Raw genomic sequence first — 17,971 nt, 5'->3', positions numbered from 1 at the left:
ATTGGTGATTGAGATCGAACTCCTCTTCTTTATGCTAAAGGTGGTGCGCCTCATCCGGTCCGCGGGCCGTGTGGGGGCGAGAGGTATTGTTACCGGTTATCTGCCAGGCAGTGGGTGCAATCAATAACAAGCTGATAAGGCAGATGAGGTTGAGTTTGACGAAATCATTGAAGTTGTCCGACGTATTCGGATTGGGGTTTATGACGTTTGCCTTCTATCTGGGGGCTGGCAATATCATTTTTCCGCCGCTGGCCGGTTTTATGGCTGGTGAGCATCTGCTGGCCGCCATGTGCGGCTTTTTGCTGACGGCGGTGGGCTTGCCGCTGATCACCCTGATTGCGGTGGCCAAGGGGAGTTCGGGAGGCGGCGCGAGTGGCTGGACCGGAATGACCCGCTATCTGCCCGCCGGGGCGGCGACGGCGCTGGCCATCGCCATCTATATCATCATGGGGCCAGCCTTTGCCATTCCCCGCACCGGTCTGGTCGCCTACGAGATGGGGCTAAAGCCCTGGCTTGGCGATGCCGGTCATGCGGGACTGCTGATCTACACCCTGAGTTTCTTTGCGCTGGTGATCCTGGTGGCGCTCGATCGGGGCAAGCTGCTCGATGCGGTCGGCAAGTATCTGACCCCAGCCCTGATGGCGATGCTGCTTATTCTGGCGGTCGGGGTCTTTATGATGCCGCAGGGCACCATGCCTGATGCCTGCGGTGAGTACATAGATGCAGCCCTGACCAAAGGAATGCTGGAAGGGTACAACACCATGGATACCCTGGCCTCCCTGATGTTTGGTGCCCTGATCATCGGGTTGTTGCGCCAGAAGGGGATCGAGGATTATCGCAGCCAGTTCAAATATCTGACCATTGCAGGCTTGATCTCGGCGGTCGGGTTGTCGGCGGTGTATGTCTCGCTCTTTCAGCTGGGCAACAGCGCCGGTGGGGTGGCAAGCGATATCAGTAATGGCGGCGCCATCGTCAATGCCTACGTCCTGAGTCTGTTTGGCCAACCGGGTCAGTTTATTCTGGCTGCCATCATCACCCTGGCCTGTTTTACCAGCGCAGTTGGCCTGCTCTGTGCCGGTGCCGACTACTTCCATGGCCTGACTGGTTGGGCCTATCGCAACTGGGTGATCCTACTGGGGGCGCTCTGTGCAGTGGTGGCCAATGTGGGGTTGAGCGAATTGATCGGCCTCTCCATCCCGGTGCTGGTAGCCATCTATCCGGTGGCCATCGCGCTGGTGCTGGTGACCTTCCTCAAGGGATGGTTTACCCAGCCACGGCTGGTGTTTCGCGGTGTGCTGACGGTCGCTTTTCTGTTTGGTTGTCTCGATGGGCTGGGGGCTGCCGGGATGGCGATGGACGGCTTTGCCTTCCTGCCGCTGTTCGACAAGGGGCTTGCCTGGCTGCTGCCGACTCTGCTGGCCTGCATCGTCGGCATCCTGGGGCGACCAAGCGGGAAGTTGGCGGCCGAAGCGGCTTGATTCAGAAACAACGAGATAGCAAAGAGGCCAGCAACTGCTGGCCTCTTCTGTTTCTGCCGGATCCGTTACCGGATCAGATTTGCGGGCCTGACGGCTTGGGTTTGCCCTCCAGACCATACCAGTGGGTTTCTACCCGTCCGGCATGCCACTCGAAGGTGCCCCAAGGCTGCTTGGCTTCCCAGCGCGGGAAGTTGATGAGCACCCGGTTATCTTCGTACTTGTAGAGGGAGGTGCTGATCTGAATGTCCGACAGGATCAACAGCAGTGCCCAGCAGATGAAAATCCATTTCAATGCTTTCCACATAGGGTTACTCGAAGCAAATTTCGATAGTGGCGCGACCGAAATCCGATTCGAACGGCATCATGATCTTGGTGCCATCGGCACGGTGGGTAATGGTGTGGTTGGGGCCGGAGACGATGATGGGGGTCGCCATGTCAAACTCGTAGCCCTTCTCGCCCAGCATCCGCTTTGCACCGCCGGTCACCATGTTGGTGATTTCACCGACCATGTCGGTCACCTCTTCGTTGATGGAGGCGGGAGCTTCCCCCAGCATGCGGCGCATGATCTCCAGTGCCAGCCCCTTCTCGAAGCTGATGGAGAGGGAGCCACGGGTCTGCGGGCCGACCATGCCGATCAGGCCGGAGACGTCGCCGCGCGCCAGCTCATCCATCTTGCGTTTCGGTTTGCCCGGTTTGAGTTCCAGCTGTGCCATGGTCGAGAGCACATTGAGCAGGGATAGCAGGAACGGATTTACAAAATCAGCCTTCATGATGACTTCCTACAGTGGGCGTACAACGGGCACATTGGCCATGTGCCTCTATCGTCTTATTGGTAATAGTAAAACCATGCAAGTGGGCCTGCTCGGAAAACGCGCTATCGATCGCCGTATCGTGAAGCTCGACCACATCCCCGCACTCGTCGCAGATCAACAACTGCATCGGGTGAGCGTGATCGAAGTGGCAGCAGAAGATAAACGCGTTGAGAGATTCCACCTTGTGAGCAAAGCCCTGTTCGAGCAAAAAATCGAGTGCCCGATAGACGGTTGGCGGCTTGGCATTGGCTTCGGTTTGTTGCAACTGGGCCAACAAATCATAGGCGCTGATGGCGTTGCCGTGTGCCGCCAGCAGGCGAAATACCTGACGTCGGGTCGGGGTGAAACGGATCCCTCGCTGTATACAGAGTCGCTCGGCTCGTTGTAAAAGTTGGTCTTGATTCATGATCGCGCAGATACCCTTTCTATTAGCCGGATACTATCACAGGGCCTCGCATGGCGCGGCGACAAAATTCATTTTCTGGGGCTGCTTCACGTTGTGATAAAATCCGCCCCTTTCTTTAGCCAACCCGGATGATTTTTATGCAGGCGCAGCGTTTTTCCATCGCCCCCATGCTGGACTGGACCGATCGGCATTGCCGTTATTTTCATCGACTGATGAGCCGCCAGACCTTGCTCTATACCGAAATGGTGACCACCGGCGCCATCATCCACGGCAAGGGTGATTATCTGGGTTACAGCGAGCAGGAGCACCCCATCTCCCTGCAGCTGGGTGGCAGCAATCCGGCCGATCTGGCGCGCTGTGCCAAGCTGGCCGAGGAGCGTGGCTATGACGAGGTGAACATCAACGTCGGTTGCCCCTCCGATCGGGTGCAGAACGGCCGTTTTGGTGCCTGCCTGATGGGTGAACCGGCGCTGGTGGCAGACTGCGTCAAGGCGATGCGCGATGTGGTCGATATTCCGGTGACGGTGAAGACCCGTATCGGTATCGACGATCAGGACTCTTACGAGTTTTTGCAGGCCTTTATCGAACAGGTGCGCGATGCCGGTTGCGACACCTTTATCGTCCATGCCCGCAAGGCGTGGCTGAGTGGCTTGAGCCCCAAGGAGAACCGCGAGATCCCGCCGCTCGATTATCCCCGCGTCTATCGGGTCAAGCAGGATTACCCGGAGCTGACTATCGCCCTCAACGGCGGCGTCACCTCCATGGAGCAGACCCTTGAGCACCTGCAACACGTCGATGGCGTCATGATGGGGCGCGAAGCCTATCAGAACCCCTACATTCTGGCGCAGGTGGACAATCTGGTGTTTGGTCAGAACAACGCTGTGCCGAGCCGCCACGAGGTGGTGCGGATGATGCTGCCCTATATCGAGCAGGAGCTGGCCAAGGGCAACTACCTCTCCCACATGACCCGCCACATGCTGGGGTTGTTCCAGAATATGCAGGGGGCCCGCGCCTGGCGTCGTCACCTGAGCGAGAACGCCTGCAAACCGGGAGCGGATATTCAGGTGGTGCTGGATGCCATGGCCAAGGTGCCGGAGTTTGCCGCCAGCGAGCAGGGCGAATAACTCTCCTGTCAGGCAAAGCGAAAAAAGCGCGTCAGTTGACGCGCTTTTTTGATCGCTGTCGCTTCAATATCTGAACTGGTTGATCAGCCGCGAGAGATCCTGCAGCCGCTCTACCAGCAGGGTGATGCCATCTAGCGCCTGCCTGCTGTTGTCGGCGGTGTGGCTGGCCAGCTGGTGGATCTGGTGCACCCCTTCATCGAGCGTCGCCGTGACGTCGGCCTGCTGACTCACCGCCTGGGCGATCTCGTCGCTGGTGCGGGTTACCTGCCCCAGCATCTGGTTGATCTGGGTGAGCACGTCGGCGGTGGTGCCCGCGTGCTGCTGGCAGCGCACCGAGGTCTGCGCCCCTTGCGTCATCCCGTCCGACAGCTGTCGTGTAGTCTGTTGCAGCGCCTGGATCATCTCGTGGATCTCGCTGGTCGAGGCTCGGGTCTTCTGGGCCAGCGCCCTCACTTCATCCGCCACCACGGCAAAGCCGCGCCCCTGTTCGCCCGCCCGGGCGGCCTCGATGGCCGCATTGAGTGCGAGCAGGTTGGTCTGGTCGGCGATTTGACGGATCACCTCCAGGATACCGCTGATCTTCTGGCTGTCGCTGGTGAGCTGGGCCAGCACGGCGTGGTTGGCATCCAGCTCCTGATGGAGTTGGTTGACGGCAGAACGGGTGGTCGCCAATGCTTGCAGCCCCTCGTCGGAAACCTGCTGTACCTCTATAACCAGATTGCTCGCCTCATGGGCACTGTGGGCCACATCCCGAATGGAGTGGCTCAACTCGGTGATGGCGGTCGCCAGCTGCTCGCTGTGGGCGCGCTGCTGCTGCAGATGAGTATCAATGGTCTGGATATTGCCCCGGTCATCTTCGGCTGCCTGCAGGATCTGCTGGTTGGTGTCGGCGCTGCGCCCGACCACGGCCTTGAGCTCGGCCTGCTTCATCCGCAGGGCCAGTTCGACGGCCGCCAGAGTGTCGCGCCGTCGGGTGTAGAGCACCTGACAGAGGCGGGTTCCCTTGTCTTGATCGGCAAGGGTGAGCAGATGAGCCAGCCGTTGCTGCAGTCGCCAGCCGTGGATTGCCTGTGCCAACAGCAACAGAGCGGTGGGCAGCAGCCATAACAGGTTGCCGGTGGCAAAGGTAGCAAGGGTAGTGAGCAAGGCAGAAACGGAGAGCCAGAGGGTCAGCTGACCCGGTTCAATGTGAAACCGGCTCAGCCAGGGAAGCGCCTTGCCGCTGCGCAGCAGGCGATAGAGTTGCTCGGCCCATGCCACATCGCTGGCGGCGGGTTTGGTGCGCACCGACTGGAACTCGACGATCTCCTTCTGCGCGTTGAGGATCGGGGTGACGTAAGCGTTTACCCAATAGAACTGACCGCTTTTGGCGCGGTTCTTGACCAGTCCCATCCAGCTTTTGCCCTGCCGCAGCCGCTGCCACATGTCGGCGAAGGCCACCTTGGGCATGTCGGGGTGTCGCACCAGATTGTGGGGTACCCCTTCCATTTCGGCTGCACCATACCCGGCCACATCACAGAAGTGCTGGTTGGCATAGGTAATATGACTGGCGGGATCCGTGGTCGAGATGAGTGCGATGTTGTCGGGGAAGTGTATCTCCCCCTCCTGATGGAGTTTGGTCATGTGTCGTTCCTGAAAAAGCCAAATAACTGATAACTATGTTTTTTATTGTCGTTCTCAGTTAATCATTCTAAGGCTCTTCAGTGCCCCGAACTTGGCTTGGGTCAATTAATCAACACAATGAATTGATGAAGTAAGGGTCAGCTGGCCGGTGTGAAATCGTGGACTTCGCCGCTTCTCGGTTTAAAGCGCGGATCGCTATCTTTGTAGCTGCGCACCAGCTCCATTGTCTTGCAAAAGCTGGTCTGCTTATCGTACTCCTGACGAGCCAACTCGATGGCCCGTTCGGCCCGGCGCCGCTCCATCTTGTCAGACTTGCGATCGCTGAACTGTTGCTGCTGGTGCAGCATCCAGCCGACAAACTCTTGCTGGCATTGGGATTCGCTGTTGGCCTGTGCAGGCAGGGTCCACAACAACGAGAGCAGTATCAAATAACGCATGTCTGACTGGGCATTGAAGATTAATTGAACAGAAGGGGCGGCATTTTAGGCTGGAAATCGTGGTGTGAACAGTATCAATAGCGAGGCCCAGCGGGGCCTCGCATCGTTGTGGCCGGTCTCAGTGTTTGACGAGGTAGAGTTGGCGGCTGTAGGCCACATCTTCCGGGTTGTTGATGGGGTAGCCCTTGAGCCATGGCTTGATGAGGCGGGCATTGGTGTACTGGTAGATGGGGGCGATGGGGGCCTGATCCAGCAGGAGCGCCTCCGCCTCGCCAAACAGCTTGCTGCGGCTGGCGGCATCCTGAGTGCTGGCCGCCTCTGCCAGCAGCTGGTCATAACGGGCATTGGCAAAGCCAGCCATATTGCCGCTGTGACGAGAGCCCCACAGGCCAAGGAACGCTGAAGGGTCGTTGTAATCGGCGACCCAGGAGGAGCGGATCACCTCGAACTGACCGCTCTGGCGGCTGTCGAGATAGGTTTTCCACTCCTGATTGGTCAGCTCGACCTCGGCGCCCAGCTTCTGCTTCCACATGCTGGCAATCGCCAGTGCCATCTTCTTGTGAATTTCCGCGGTGTTGTAGAGCAGGGTCAGCTTGAGCGGCTTGTCCGGGCCGTAACCAGCCTCCTTGAGCAGGGCCTTGGCCTTGCTGTCCAGCGCTGGCTGGCTGCTGGTGGAGAGCAGGTTGGCGGCCGGGGTAAAGCTGGCGGTCACATCCGGAGTGAAGTGATAAGCCGGTTTCTCGCCGGTGCCGAGCACCTTGTCGGCGATCAGGGCGCGGTCAATGGTGTAGGAGAGTGCCTTGCGCACCCGCACATCGTTCAGTGGTGCCTGACGGGTATTGAATGCGTAGTAGTAGGTACCGAGCTGATCCGGGGTATAGACCTCATTCGGGATCTGCTGCTTCAGCTTGTCGTACTGCTCCTTGGGGAAGGATTCGGTGATGTGCAGATCGCCCGCCAGATAGCGGTTGGTCGCCGCGCTCTCCTGATTGATCGGCATGAAGATCACCTTGGTCAATACGGTATGGGCCCGATCCCAGTAATAAGGGTTGGGGGTCAGCTCCAGCTTCTCGTTGACCACCCGATGGTTCAGCACAAAGGCACCGTTGCCCACCAGTTTACCGGGCTGAGTCCACTGGTTGCCGTACTGCTCGATGCTGGCCTGATGGAGCGGCGACAGGCTGGGGTGGCTCAGCAGGTTCAGGAAGTAGGGCACCGGCTGGGAGAGGGTCACCTGCAGGGTGTGATCATCGAGGGCCTTGACCCCCAGCTCGCTGGCAGGCAATTTGCCAGCGACTATTTCGTCCACCTTGTCGAAACGGGCCAGCTGGGCGAACCAGGCGAAGGTGGCCGCCTCTTTCGGGTCGACCAGCTTGCGCCAGCCGTAGACGAAGTCACCGGCCTTGACCGGATCGCCGTTGGACCAGCGCGCATCCGGGCGCAGATGGAAGGTAAAGAACTGGTTGCCCTTGTTCTCCCAGCTGGCCGCCACCCCGGCAACCGGTTTGCCATCCGGCCCCTGGGTCAGCAGTCCCTCGAACAGGTCCCGCAGTACCTGCAACTCCGGCAGGCCGACCAGCTTGAGCGGGCTCAGGCTCGCAGGTTCATCCTTGAGGTGGCGAACGACAATCTGCTCGGCGGCGAGTTGTGTTCCGGCGGGAATATCGGCAGCCTGGACAGCAGCACAGCCCAGCAGGGCCAGCAAGGGGCTCCATCCTTTCATGGGTCGGATCCTTCAAATAGTGTGAAGCGGGGAGAAAACTCGGCGAGAAAATATCGCCGACAGATGGGAAATCATGATATCCCGTTTGCTGGTCTGACCGCCAGCATTCGACTCTCACTCCCAATCGGGGTAGAAGAGCGTTCCCGGCGTCTGTGCAGTTCAATGTGGTGAGGAGTGTCAAACGATGAAAGCATGGTTATTGCTGGCCTGTGTGTTGAGCCAGGGTGCCTGGGCGTTGGCCCCGTGCCAGAGCGACACGGCGGTGGGCAACTGGTGCGAGATCGGCATCGATGCCTTGCACCCGACTCAGGGGGGCGTCGGCCAGATCCAGGTCGATGAGACCCAGGCCACATTGGCGGGCATGAGCGCAAAGCAGCTCGACAAGTTGATGAAAAAGAAAGAGATTCCCGTGGTGATTGCGCCGGATGGCAGCTACTGGCTGGTGGACCGCCACCATCTCACCAAGGCGTTGTGGCAGCAGGGCGTCAAGGATGCCCGGGTCAAGGTGATTGGCCGTCTGCAGGACAAGGCCAACTTCTGGAGCCAGATGCAGAACAACCATTGGGCCTGGCTCAAGGATGAGAAGGGACAGCCGCTGACCCCGGAGCAGTTGCCGACCAGTATCGACAAGCTGCCTGATTACCCCTATCGCACCCTCGCCGGACTGCTGCAGAATGCGGGCTACTTTCGCAAGGACAAACAGGTCTATTTCGTCGAGTTTGCCTGGGCCAGCTGGCTCGGTAAGCAGATGCAGTGGATGCCGGTGGACAGCGCCAATCTGGCGGCCCGCCTGCAACAGGCCAAACGGCTCGCCTGCGGCAGCGATGCCAAGGAGCTACCCGGTTATCCAGGCAAGCAGTGCAGCCTCAACCAGTCCAAAAGCGCGCAGTGAGTGGATGTGCGATGTCGGCATCCAGAGCATGCCGGAGATAAAAGAGGGCGACCCCGGGGTCGCCCTTCTACTGTCAGCTTGTTACTGCTGGCTAGTGGTGGTCACTCATGGCGCTCCGCCCAGTGGGCAGCCGCCTGCTCAAGCAGGGCGACGTCACCTTGCTGGATCAGCGGTAGCAGATCGTTGACCTGTTGATCCGGCCAATCCCACCAGACGAGGGCCTGTAGCCGGGCAATCTCCTCCTCGCCAAAGCGCATTCGCACCACCCTGGCCGGGGTGCCCGCCACCATGGCATAGGGCGGCACATCCTGATTGACCAGCGAGCGGGCGGCGATGATGGCGCCGTCGCCGATGGTGACGCCGGGCATGATCATCGCCTCCATGCCGATCCAGACATCGTTGCCGATGCGGGTATCGCCTGCGGGGCGGTAGCTGCGCTTGAGCGCCGCCAGATCGGCGAACGGATAGGTGCTGATGAAGGACGTGTTGTGGGTGTGGTTGCCGCCCATGATGATCCTCACCCCGGCGGCAATCTGCACATAGTCGCCGATATGGAGCCGGTCGATATGCCAGAGCGGCTCCCAGCCGGTGTCCGGGCTGCGGCTGAAGGGATCGCCATGGAGGTAGCGCACCGCCACCTCTTCGAAGGGGCCATCCCAGGCACCCGAGTAGTAGCTGTGCTGCCCTTTGAGGGAGATATTGGGGTTGGTCACCGTCAGGTGCAGGTATTCGACCTGCGACCAGTGTTGGCAGGTGTTCATGCTGGTACTCCTTTGCTAAATGGATCGGATGGGTTGCGTTCGCTTGAGCGCAGCTAATAGATCCAGACCAGCATGCGGGGCACGCAGAGCAGGGAGCAGCCCAGCATCTGCGGGAGGCGAGGTCGCATTGTGGTGTGCTCCAAAGAAGGGGGGAAGGGCAGGATCATAAGGTCGGGCGCCGGGTTTGCCAAGGTTGCGCAGAGATCCTGCACTAACCCTCTGGTTGATATTTATTCTCAATTAGCCATGATAACACTCCCACCATGACGGACTCGGGAGAGCGAAATGACACCGCAAAGTTGGCAACGATACATGCTGGAGGCGGAGCGTGCCTGGCAGGCCGGTTCGCTGGGGGCGGCGATCTGCTTTTATCAGCAGGCGCTGGGGGATGTTTACGAGATGACTCAGGTCGAGTTGACCGAACTGGCCACCATGCGAGTCGCCACCTGCCACCGGCTGGCCGACTTCTGGCGGGCGATGGATGAGCCGACTTATGAGCTGCGCTACCTGAAGCTTGCCTCCGAGCTGGTGACTGCGCTGGTGCCGCAGTGCCCGAACCGGGAGTGCGAGGCACTGATCAGCGAGCTGGGTTGCTGCCGTGGAGCCCTGCTCGCGTTTCTCAAGCGTCACCCCAATCCGGAAATTGCCCGGCTGATCCAGTTACAGGACAAGGTGCAGGGCTGCGAGCTGATCGGCCGTTTTCGCCTCAACTGACCGGCGTTGAGCGGCAGCTCAGCCTCGCCGTTTGAGTTTCTGGGCGATCCGCTGCTGTGCCTCTTCCCCTTGCAGTGCCTGGGCGAAGGCGCGCGCCTCCAGATCGATGACAAAGTGCACCGCCTGTTTAAGCTCCTGTTTCAGCAGTGCCTTGCTCTTTTGCAGCGCTCTGGGCGGTTTGGCCGCCAGCTTCAGTCCCTGCTCGCGGGCAAAGGAGAGTACTCCATCGGCCGCCACCACCTTGTTGGCCAGCCCGAGCCGTAGCGCCTCTTCGGCATCAATCGCCTCGGCCAGCAGCAACAGCTCGGCTGCCTTGAGGTGACCTACCAAGCGCGGCAGCAGCAGGCTGGAGGCGAACTCCGGCACCAGCCCCAGCTCGACAAAGGGGAGCTGCAAGCGGGCGTTATCCGCCAGATAGACCAGATCGCAGTGCAGCAAAATGGTGGTGCCAATCCCCACTGCCGGGCCTGCAACGGCAGCGATCACGGGTTTGGGGAAATCGGCCAGGGTGTGGAGGAACTGCAGTATGGGGTCGTCGGGCTCCAGCGCGCTTTTGCCCATAAAGTCGGCCAGATCATTGCCCGCGGTAAAGCAATCTTGCTGCCCCTGCAACAGCAGGACATGCACCTCCTCATCAGCCGCCGCCGCTCGCAGCGCTGCCACCAGTTGCTTATAGAGCTCGGTATTGAGAGCGTTGCGTTTGTCGGGGCGGTTGAGGGTCAGGGTGAGCAAGCCATCCTGCTGCTCGGCAATGAGAATGGGGGCCATGTCTAAATCCTTGTTATTGAAAGGTGCAAAAAAGGTTGCTGCTGGGGTAACCTTGGCGCCGTTTAACAACATCATAAAAGGATTTCAACCATGTTTAAACGTGCGTTTTATTCTCTGCTGGTTTTGGGTATGACGGCGCCTGCACTGGCCAAGGTCGAGGCTGTCGACGGTTATGTGCGCCTGTTGCCGCCGGGTTCCCCCAACACTGCCGCCTTTATGGTGCTGAAGAATGACGCCGACCAGCCGGTCAGGCTGGTGGTTGCGGCTTCTGCGGCGGCCGGGCGTGCCGAGCTGCACACTCATCTGCACGAAAATGGTGTGATGAAGATGCGTCAGGTCGAGAATATCGAGATCCCGGCCAAGGGCGAGGCGGTGCTGAAACCGGGCAGCCTGCACATCATGCTGTTCGAGGTGGGCACGCTCTCTGAGCAGACCCCTTTCCCGCTCACCCTCACCATGGATGATGGTCAGAAGCTGGATCTGTCACTGCCGGTGAAGCCGATTGAGCCGATGGCAGAGATGAAGCATATGAAGCACTGACATTTGTCGTCGTTTGTTCAGGATTGACGCTGGGTATTTTGGCTGCACCGAGTAAAATAGTGCTCTTTTCCATGTATGCAAGAGGAAGTGACGTAATGAAAAAGACGCTGATTGCCGGTTTTGTGCTGGCGCTGTGCAGCCAGAGTGCCATGGCCGCTGACGACTGGCGTTTTGCCGCCGGTGCCGACGTATGGGCCGCCAAGGGCAGTGGTCAGGCTTATGGCACCAGTGCTGATGGCAGCTATGACGACAGCTACAACTGGAACGGCTATCTGCAACTGGAACACGGCATCATCTTCCTGCCGAACGCCAAGTTTGAAGTCTCCGATTTCAGCACCTCCGGCGGCAACTTCAAGAACGATCTGACTGCCTACGATCTGAGCCTCTACTACCGTCTGTTCAACAACGATCTGTTCAAGATCGATCTGGGTATGACCGGTCGTCACTACGATGGCGAGCAGGTCTACTCCGGTCGCAAGGGTTATGACGAAGATACCCTGATGGCCTATGCCGGCAGTGAAGTGAAGATCCCGGGCACCGGCATCGCCTTCTTCGGCGATCTGCGTACTCACGATGCGGACAACTATGACTACCGTCTGGGTGGTTCCTACAAGTTCTCCTCCATGCCGATCAAGCTGCGTGCCGGCTGGCGTGAAGCCAAGGTCGACTTCGCCAATATCGACCAGTCTGTCGATGGCTGGTTCATGGGCGGCGAATTCACTTTCTAATCTGACGTTGTCTGACAACGGGGGGTGATATTCTTCGCCAACATCTATCAGAGCATTCTGTCGACGGCTGGTTCATGGGCGGCGAATTCACTTTCTAATCTGACGTTGTCTGACAACGGGGGTTAAATTCTTCGCCAACATCTATCAGAGCGTTCTGTCGATGGATGGTTCATGGGCGATGAATTCACTTTCTAATCTGACCGTCAACTGACGACGAGGAGCGATAATGGGCCACATCATAGTGACAGGTGCCGGTTCCGGTCTTGGCCGGGCGCTGACCATAGGTCTGGTTGAGCGGGGCCATAAGGTCTCCATGATGGGGCGCCGTTATCAGCGACTGCAGGAGCAGGAGCAACTGCTCGGCAGCGCGGTAATCGGCATCGCCGCCGATCTGGCGCACCATGAAGAGGTCGACGTTGCCTTCGCCGCTGCGGTGGAGTGGGGCGGGCAGCCCGACATGGTGATCCACTGCGCCGGGGTGGGCAAGTTTGGCCCGGTCGGTGTCTACACCGCCGAGCAGATCCGCCGGGTGGTGGAGAGCAATCTCATCTCCACCATTCTGGTGGCCCAGCAGACGGTGCGGCTTATCGGCGACAAGGGCGGAGTACTGGCCAATGTGCTCTCCTCCGCCGCTCAGGTGGGCAAGGCCAACGAGAGCCTCTACTGCGCCTCCAAATGGGGGATGCGCGGCTTTCTCGAATCCTTGCGCGCCGAGCTGAAAGGCTCGCAGCTGCGGCTGGTGAACCTCTACCCGAGCGGGATCCGCAGCGAATTCTGGGACAACTCGGATCACGTGGACCCGAGCGGTTTCATGACCCCGGAAGATGCGGCGGCCTATATGCTCGACGCACTGGAAGCCAGAAGCAGCTGCCACGTGACCGACCTCTTTATCGGTCGCAATCCCTGAGGCGAAGCCAGCCATCCGGTTGCCGTCGTCAGCACACAGAAACAAAAAGCGCGCCAAATGGCGCGCTTTTTTATATCGGGAAGAGGGCGGGATTAACGGCCCAGCTTGGCCTTGAGCATGGCGATGATGTCGCTGATGGCCACTTCCTGCTTCTCGCCGGTGCGGCGGCACTTGTACTCCACCACGCCGTTGTCCAGACCGCGATCGCCGATGACGATGGCGTGCGGGATGCCCAGCAGCTCCATGTCGGCGAACATCACGCCCGGGCGCTCTTTACGGTCGTCGAACAGCACGTCCACACCAGCGGCTTTCAGCTCGGCGTAGAACTGTTGTGCCTGCTCGGCCACACGCTCGGATTTGTGCATGTTCATCGGCACAATGGCCACTTCGAACGGGGCGATGGCATCCGGCCAGATGATACCGTACTGGTCGTTGTTCTGCTCGATGGCGGCAGCCACCAGACGGGAAACCCCGATACCGTAGCAACCCATCTCCATGGTGACGGATTTGCCAGCTTCGTTCAGCACGCTCGCCTTCATCGTTTCGGAGTACTTGGTACCCAGCTGGAAGATGTGGCCCACTTCGATACCGCGCTTGAGCAGCAGCTTGCCCTGGCCGCACGGGCTCGGGTCGCCTTCCACCACGTTGCGCAGGTCGGCAACTTCGTAAGAAGCGATGTCGCGATCCCAGTTGGCACCGGTCAGGTGGAATCCGGTCTCGTTGGCGCCGCAGACGAAGTCCGCCAGATGGGCAGCGCTGCGATCGACGATGATGCGACCGGCAAAGCCGACCGGGCCGATGGAGCCTGCATCGCAACCGGCGGCAGCTTTGATCTGCTCGTCGTTGGCGAAGGTCAGCGGGTTAGCCACGCCAGAGAGCTTCTCGGCCTTGATTTCGTTCAGCTCGTGGTCGCCACGCAGTACCAGCGCGATAACGGCCTGCTTGCCGTGCTCATCTTCCTCTGCCAGTACCAGCAGGGTTTTGGCGATGGCGGTCGGTGCCACGTTCAGGAAAGCGGCCACTTCGTCGATGGTGTGGACGTTCGGGGTGGCAACCTTGGTCAGGGCTGCGGTGGCGGCAGGGCGCTCACCAGCCGGTGCCAGTGCTTCGGCCATCTCGATGTTGGCGGCGTAATCGGAGCTGTCGGAGAAGGCGATCAAGTCTTCACCGCTCTCGGCCAGCACCTGGAATTCGTGGGAACCGGTACCCCCGATGGAGCCGGTATCGGCCTGCACCGGACGGAAGTTCAGACCCATGCGGGTGAACGCCTTGCAGTAGGCGGCGTGCATCTTCTCGTAGGTATCGACCAGAGACTCTTTGTCGATGTGGAAGGAGTAGGCATCCTTCATCAGGAATTCGCGGCCGCGCATGACGCCGAAACGGGGGCGCACTTCGTCGCGGAACTTGGTCTGGATCTGGTAGAGGTTGAGCGGCAGCTGTTTGTAGCTGTTCACTTCGTAACGCACCAGCGCAGTGATCACCTCTTCGTGGGTCGGGCCCAGCACGAAGGGACGGTTGTGACGGTCGGTCAGACGACACAGCTCGGGACCGTAGTCGTCCCAGCGGCCGGACTCCTGCCACAGCTCGGCGGGTTGTACCACCGGCATGGAGACTTCGACGGCACCAGCATTGTTCATCTCTTCGCGAACAATGTTCTCGATTTTCTTCAGTACCCGCAGACCGGTTGGCAACCAGGCATACATGCCGGAGGCCAGTTTACGGATCATCCCGGCGCGCAGCATCAGCTGGTGGCTGACAACTTCAGCGTCGGAGGGGGTTTCCTTGAGAGTGGAAAGCAGATATTGGCTGGTACGCATCGCGGTAGACCTTAGCTAGAACGGGCGCGGGGCCCAGGATAATTTCAAGGGCGGAATTTTAACAGGCTGGGCGTTGCGGCCCAAGGGCTAAATTTGCCGCAACCCGAAAGGTGGCCACGCCCGGCAGATGGTCAGGGTAATGACCATTGCAACAAGCAGGCTTTTTATGCCTGCAATTTGGCCGGATCTCCGCTAAACTCTGCCACCTTTTCTCGATGGGCATGGCTCTGCCGCGTTCATCACCCCCCATTTTTAGTACTTTTGGAGCCGCTCATGCCGTTAGTGGGACATCAACACCAGATCGAGATCCTGGAACTGACCGACAAAGGAGATGGCAAAGGACGCCTGTTCGATCGCCCCCTGTTTGTCGAAGGTCTGCTGCCCGGTGAGCAGGCGCTGGTGGAGCTGACCGAGGTCAAGCCGAACTATCTGCACGGCAAGGTTGCCGAGCTGCTCCAGCCCTCTGCCGATCGGGTTGCCGATTTCTGCCCCAACACCGAGTGCGGTGGCTGTCAGGTACGTCCGCTGGCCTATCCGGCCCAGCTCAAGCTCAAGCAGGCCTTGGTGCAGAGCGCACTGGAACAGGCCGGGCTGGGTGACACCCCGGTCAAGGATATCCTTGGCATGGAAAGCCCGTTCGCCTATCGCAACAAGGCGCAATATGCGGTGCGTGGCTGTGACGCCGGTGCCGAGATCGGTTTTTATCGCAAGCACTCCCACGATCTCATCCCCGCCGATGACTGTGCGGTGCAGGATCCGCTGCACGTGGAGCTCAACGCCCGGGTGCGCAACTGGATGCGCGCGCATGACATCGCCGCCTATGACGAAGTGAACCACAGCGGCTGCGTGCGTAACCTGATGACCCGCAAGGGCTTCAAGAGCGGCGAACTGATGGTGGTGCTGGTGACCCTGGGTGAGGCGCTGCCGTTCGAAGCCGAACTGTTGGCAGCCCTGAGCGATCTGCCGGTTACTACCCTGGTACAGAACATCAACGATGAGCGTACCAACCGCATTCTGGGTGCCACCAACCGGGTGCTGCTCGGCGAAGGGGTGATCCGCGACAAGATCCACGAACTCGAGTTCGAGATCTCGCCGCTCTCCTTCTTCCAGAACAACCCGACCCAGACTGATGTGCTCTACTCCAGCGCCCTCGAGTATGCCGAGCTGACCGGTAACGAGACGGTGTTCGACATCTATTGCGGTATCGGTACCATCTCCCTTTTCCTGGCTGGCAAGGCCGCCAAGGTCGTCGGGATCGAGTCGGTGGAGAGCGCCATCAGCGATGCTCGCCGCAACGCTGCCCTCAACGGCATCGAGCACACCGAATTCCACGTCGGCAAGGCCGAGCAGCTGATGCCCGAGCTGCACGCCCAGGGCGTGACCGCTGACGTGGTGGTAATGGATCCGCCCCGCAAAGGCTGTGACAAGGCGGTGCTGCAGACCCTGGTCGCCATGGCGCCTCGTCGTCTGGTCTATGTCTCCTGCAACCCGCAGACCCTGGCCCGCGACCTTGCCTGGCTGGTCAAGCAGGGCTTCGTGCTGGACGAGGTGCAACCGGTCGATATGTTCCCGCACTCCATGCATGTGGAAGCGGTTGCCCGCCTGAGCCTGCCTGCCAAGGCATAAGTCTCCCCCGACTCTTGCCCATAAAAAAACGACGCCAGCTGGCGTCGTTTTTTTATGTGGGCAGAAATCCACTGTGACAAATTGTGAGTCATCCACTGGTTAATTAGTTGCACACTTTGTAGTACACCTCATTCCACTGCAGGGTCTGCTTGAGCTCGGGGATCCGGGTGTGCTCGTCGATGACCACAAACTCGATGCCCATGAGGTCGGCGAAGGTGCGCAGCTGTTCGATATCCACCGACTGGGTGAACACCGAGTGGTGGGCGGCCCCGGCCAGGATCCAGGCCTCGGCGCTGGTTTGCAGGTCCGGCATGGGCTGCCACAGGGCGCTGGCCACCGGCAGTTTTGGCATGGCCTCTGGCAGGTCCACCACTTCCAGCAGATTGACCACCAGCCGAAAGCGATTGCCCAGATCAATCAGGCTGGCGTTGACCGCCTTGCCGGCGGGGGCCGCGAACAGCAGGCGGGCCGGATCGGCCTTCTTGCCAATCCCCAGATGCTGGGCATCCAGCACGGGTTTGCCTGCGGCGATGGAGGGGCAGACTTCCAGCATATGGGCACCCAGTACCAAGTTGTTGCCCGCCTCCAGGTGGTAGGTGTAGTCCTCCATGAAGGAGGTGCCGCCCGCAAGACCGGCCCCCATCACCTTGAGGGTGCGCAGCAGGGCCGCGGTCTTCCAGTCCCCTTCCGCGCCAAAGCCGAAGCCTTGCTGCATCAGGCGCTGACAGGCGAGCCCCGGCAGTTGGTGCAGGCCGTGAAGGTCTTCAAAGGTAGTGGTGAAGGCGCCAAAACCGCCGTCGGTGAGGAACTTCTTCATCCCCAGCTCCTGGCGCGCCGCCTCATAGAGGGAGGCGTGAAGGGGCCCGCCCGCCTGCACCGCCTCGGTCAGGGTGTAGCTCTCTTCGTATTCGGCCAGCAGCGCCTCGATGTCGCTTGCGGGCACGGCGTCGATCACCTTCACCAGATCGCCGACCGGGTGGTAGTTCACCTGATAGCCGAACTGGATCTGGGCCTCAATTTTGTCGCCCTCGGTGACCGCCACATTGCGCATGTTGTCGCCGAAGCGGGCGATCTTCAGGTGGCGGCTGTCGTGAATGGCGGCGGCAACCCGCATCCAGTTGCCCAGCTTGCGGTGGGCCTCTTCATCTTGCCAGTGACCGACCACCACGGTGCGCGGCAGCCGCAGCCGGGCCCCCATGAAACCGAACTCACGGCCGCCGTGGGCGGTCTGGTTCAGGTTCATGAAGTCCATGTCGATCTCGCTCCACGGCAGATCCCGGTTGAACTGGGTGTGGAACTGCAACAGGGGTTTTTGCAACTGACTCAGCGCCGGGATCCACATCTTGGCGGGGGAGAAGGTGTGCATCCACACCATGAGCCCGATGCAGCGCTGGTCGTGATTGGCATCCCGGGCCACCGCGCTTATCTTGTCGAGGGTGGTGCCGGTGGGCTTGAGCACTATCTTGACCGGCAGACCGGCGCGCTCGTTGAGCTGGCTGGTGATGGTGTGTGCGTGATCGGCCACCTGCTTCAGGGTGGCGGCGCCATACAGGTGCTGGCTGCCGACCAGGAACCACACTTCCAGCTGTTTCATGAATTCCATCTTGGTGTCCTC

18 protein-coding genes are annotated in these 17,971 nt (G+C 60.0%); 8 read left to right on the top strand and 10 right to left on the bottom strand.

Annotated features, from left to right (window positions below; all coding sequences use genetic code 11):
* Positions 1-200: 200 nt before the first annotated feature.
* Complete coding sequence (brnQ, locus tag OKC42_RS04660) at positions 201-1,478, top strand: branched-chain amino acid transport system II carrier protein (protein ID WP_270819190.1); 1,278 nt, start codon at positions 201-203, stop codon at positions 1,476-1,478.
* A 73-nt stretch (positions 1,479-1,551) separates the two neighbouring features.
* Here the strand turns inward: brnQ and OKC42_RS04655 are convergent, their stop codons facing one another.
* From OKC42_RS04655 to zur, 3 genes are read right to left on the bottom strand one after another with little or no spacing between them, the layout of a single operon-like run.
* Entirely contained in the window at positions 1,552-1,782 is a 231-nt protein-coding gene (locus tag OKC42_RS04655) for a hypothetical protein (RefSeq protein WP_040066994.1), read from the bottom strand.
* Between the two features lie 4 nt (positions 1,783-1,786).
* Positions 1,787-2,248: a chemotaxis protein CheX gene (locus tag OKC42_RS04650; RefSeq protein WP_005343179.1), complete on the bottom strand. Its 462-nt coding sequence runs from the start codon at positions 2,246-2,248 to the stop codon at positions 1,787-1,789.
* On the bottom strand, positions 2,238-2,696 hold the full coding sequence (zur, locus tag OKC42_RS04645) for a zinc uptake transcriptional repressor Zur (RefSeq protein WP_005335805.1): 459 nt from the start codon (positions 2,694-2,696) through the stop codon (positions 2,238-2,240). The genes OKC42_RS04650 and zur overlap by 11 nt, the downstream gene beginning before the upstream one ends.
* Positions 2,697-2,833: 137 nt before the next feature.
* Here zur and dusA point away from each other — a divergent pair, with 137 nt between their 5' ends.
* Positions 2,834-3,820: a tRNA dihydrouridine(20/20a) synthase DusA gene (dusA, locus tag OKC42_RS04640; protein WP_019445726.1), complete on the top strand. Its 987-nt coding sequence runs from the start codon at positions 2,834-2,836 to the stop codon at positions 3,818-3,820.
* 63 nt (positions 3,821-3,883) lie between these two features.
* Here the strand turns inward: dusA and OKC42_RS04635 are convergent, their stop codons facing one another.
* From OKC42_RS04635 to OKC42_RS04625, 3 genes are all read right to left on the bottom strand, one after another.
* On the bottom strand, positions 3,884-5,443 hold the full coding sequence (locus OKC42_RS04635) for a methyl-accepting chemotaxis protein (RefSeq protein ID WP_270819146.1): 1,560 nt from the start codon (positions 5,441-5,443) through the stop codon (positions 3,884-3,886).
* A gap of 137 nt (positions 5,444-5,580) precedes the next feature.
* A complete protein-coding gene (locus tag OKC42_RS04630; RefSeq protein WP_005335795.1) occupies positions 5,581-5,880 on the bottom strand; it encodes a hypothetical protein in 300 nt (99 codons plus the stop codon).
* Between the two features lie 118 nt (positions 5,881-5,998).
* Positions 5,999-7,603 carry a peptide ABC transporter substrate-binding protein gene (locus tag OKC42_RS04625; RefSeq protein ID WP_270819145.1) on the bottom strand — a complete coding sequence of 535 codons (1,605 nt, stop codon included), beginning with the start codon at positions 7,601-7,603 and terminating at the stop codon, positions 5,999-6,001.
* Positions 7,604-7,787: 184 nt separating this feature from the next.
* On the opposite strand from OKC42_RS04625, the gene OKC42_RS04620 reads away from it, so the two are divergent.
* Entirely contained in the window at positions 7,788-8,495 is a 708-nt protein-coding gene (locus OKC42_RS04620) for a ParB-like protein (protein ID WP_139436982.1), read from the top strand.
* Positions 8,496-8,596: 101 nt separating this feature from the next.
* On the opposite strand, the gene OKC42_RS04615 is transcribed toward OKC42_RS04620, so the two are convergent.
* The gene (locus OKC42_RS04615) at positions 8,597-9,256 is read right to left on the bottom strand and encodes a CatB-related O-acetyltransferase (RefSeq protein ID WP_270819144.1); all 660 of its coding nucleotides are present in this window, start codon (positions 9,254-9,256) and stop codon (positions 8,597-8,599) included.
* A gap of 285 nt (positions 9,257-9,541) precedes the next feature.
* Between OKC42_RS04615 and OKC42_RS04610 the strand changes: the two genes are divergently transcribed.
* Positions 9,542-9,970, top strand: a complete 429-nt coding sequence (locus OKC42_RS04610) for a DUF2753 family protein (protein ID WP_005335785.1) — start codon at positions 9,542-9,544, stop codon at positions 9,968-9,970.
* 18 nt (positions 9,971-9,988) lie between these two features.
* On the opposite strand, the gene OKC42_RS04605 is transcribed toward OKC42_RS04610, so the two are convergent.
* Positions 9,989-10,738: an enoyl-CoA hydratase-related protein gene (locus tag OKC42_RS04605; protein WP_139741701.1), complete on the bottom strand. Its 750-nt coding sequence runs from the start codon at positions 10,736-10,738 to the stop codon at positions 9,989-9,991.
* 90 nt (positions 10,739-10,828) lie between these two features.
* Between OKC42_RS04605 and OKC42_RS04600 the strand changes: the two genes are divergently transcribed.
* From OKC42_RS04600 to OKC42_RS04590, 3 genes are all read left to right on the top strand, one after another.
* On the top strand, positions 10,829-11,278 hold the full coding sequence (locus OKC42_RS04600; RefSeq protein WP_270819143.1) for a copper chaperone PCu(A)C: 450 nt from the start codon (positions 10,829-10,831) through the stop codon (positions 11,276-11,278).
* A gap of 95 nt (positions 11,279-11,373) precedes the next feature.
* Positions 11,374-12,006 (top strand): TIGR04219 family outer membrane beta-barrel protein, encoded by a 633-nt coding sequence (locus OKC42_RS04595; RefSeq protein WP_005335781.1) that lies wholly within the window; start codon positions 11,374-11,376, stop codon positions 12,004-12,006.
* Between the two features lie 226 nt (positions 12,007-12,232).
* Positions 12,233-12,913: an SDR family oxidoreductase gene (locus OKC42_RS04590; protein WP_270819142.1), complete on the top strand. Its 681-nt coding sequence runs from the start codon at positions 12,233-12,235 to the stop codon at positions 12,911-12,913.
* A gap of 92 nt (positions 12,914-13,005) precedes the next feature.
* Here the strand turns inward: OKC42_RS04590 and OKC42_RS04585 are convergent, their stop codons facing one another.
* Positions 13,006-14,730, bottom strand: a complete 1,725-nt coding sequence (locus OKC42_RS04585) for a proline--tRNA ligase (protein ID WP_270819141.1) — start codon at positions 14,728-14,730, stop codon at positions 13,006-13,008.
* A 273-nt stretch (positions 14,731-15,003) separates the two neighbouring features.
* Here OKC42_RS04585 and rlmD point away from each other — a divergent pair, with 273 nt between their 5' ends.
* A complete protein-coding gene (rlmD, locus tag OKC42_RS04580) occupies positions 15,004-16,356 on the top strand; it encodes a 23S rRNA (uracil(1939)-C(5))-methyltransferase RlmD (protein ID WP_270819140.1) in 1,353 nt (450 codons plus the stop codon).
* Between the two features lie 103 nt (positions 16,357-16,459).
* Here rlmD and araA read toward each other — a convergent pair whose 3' ends face one another.
* The gene (araA, locus tag OKC42_RS04575) at positions 16,460-17,959 is read right to left on the bottom strand and encodes an L-arabinose isomerase (RefSeq protein WP_270819139.1); all 1,500 of its coding nucleotides are present in this window, start codon (positions 17,957-17,959) and stop codon (positions 16,460-16,462) included.
* Positions 17,960-17,971 lie beyond the last annotated feature (12 nt).

Source organism: Aeromonas sp. Y311-2 (assembly GCF_027706025.1).
GTDB classification, from domain to species: domain Bacteria; phylum Pseudomonadota; class Gammaproteobacteria; order Enterobacterales; family Aeromonadaceae; genus Aeromonas; species Aeromonas veronii.
Note: the sequence above shows the minus strand (reverse complement) of the source record. Positions and strands in the feature narration are given on the sequence as shown.

Excerpts from the sequence above, each read along its gene's own strand:
- brnQ (WP_270819190.1), top strand. The coding sequence starts at position 201 with ATGACGTTTGCCTTCTATCTGGGGGCTGGCAATATCATTTTTCCGCCG.
- OKC42_RS04655 (WP_040066994.1), bottom strand. The coding sequence starts at position 1,782 with ATGTGGAAAGCATTGAAATGGATTTTCATCTGCTGGGCACTGCTGTTG.
- OKC42_RS04650 (WP_005343179.1), bottom strand. The coding sequence starts at position 2,248 with ATGAAGGCTGATTTTGTAAATCCGTTCCTGCTATCCCTGCTCAATGTG.
- zur (WP_005335805.1), bottom strand. The coding sequence starts at position 2,696 with ATGAATCAAGACCAACTTTTACAACGAGCCGAGCGACTCTGTATACAG.
- dusA (WP_019445726.1), top strand. The coding sequence starts at position 2,834 with ATGCAGGCGCAGCGTTTTTCCATCGCCCCCATGCTGGACTGGACCGAT.
- OKC42_RS04635 (WP_270819146.1), bottom strand. The coding sequence starts at position 5,443 with ATGACCAAACTCCATCAGGAGGGGGAGATACACTTCCCCGACAACATC.
- OKC42_RS04630 (WP_005335795.1), bottom strand. The coding sequence starts at position 5,880 with ATGCGTTATTTGATACTGCTCTCGTTGTTGTGGACCCTGCCTGCACAG.
- OKC42_RS04625 (WP_270819145.1), bottom strand. The coding sequence starts at position 7,603 with ATGAAAGGATGGAGCCCCTTGCTGGCCCTGCTGGGCTGTGCTGCTGTC.
- OKC42_RS04620 (WP_139436982.1), top strand. The coding sequence starts at position 7,788 with ATGAAAGCATGGTTATTGCTGGCCTGTGTGTTGAGCCAGGGTGCCTGG.
- OKC42_RS04615 (WP_270819144.1), bottom strand. The coding sequence starts at position 9,256 with ATGAACACCTGCCAACACTGGTCGCAGGTCGAATACCTGCACCTGACG.
- OKC42_RS04610 (WP_005335785.1), top strand. The coding sequence starts at position 9,542 with ATGACACCGCAAAGTTGGCAACGATACATGCTGGAGGCGGAGCGTGCC.
- OKC42_RS04605 (WP_139741701.1), bottom strand. The coding sequence starts at position 10,738 with ATGGCCCCCATTCTCATTGCCGAGCAGCAGGATGGCTTGCTCACCCTG.
- OKC42_RS04600 (WP_270819143.1), top strand. The coding sequence starts at position 10,829 with ATGTTTAAACGTGCGTTTTATTCTCTGCTGGTTTTGGGTATGACGGCG.
- OKC42_RS04595 (WP_005335781.1), top strand. The coding sequence starts at position 11,374 with ATGAAAAAGACGCTGATTGCCGGTTTTGTGCTGGCGCTGTGCAGCCAG.
- OKC42_RS04590 (WP_270819142.1), top strand. The coding sequence starts at position 12,233 with ATGGGCCACATCATAGTGACAGGTGCCGGTTCCGGTCTTGGCCGGGCG.
- OKC42_RS04585 (WP_270819141.1), bottom strand. The coding sequence starts at position 14,730 with ATGCGTACCAGCCAATATCTGCTTTCCACTCTCAAGGAAACCCCCTCC.
- rlmD (WP_270819140.1), top strand. The coding sequence starts at position 15,004 with ATGCCGTTAGTGGGACATCAACACCAGATCGAGATCCTGGAACTGACC.
- araA (WP_270819139.1), bottom strand. The coding sequence starts at position 17,959 with ATGGAATTCATGAAACAGCTGGAAGTGTGGTTCCTGGTCGGCAGCCAG.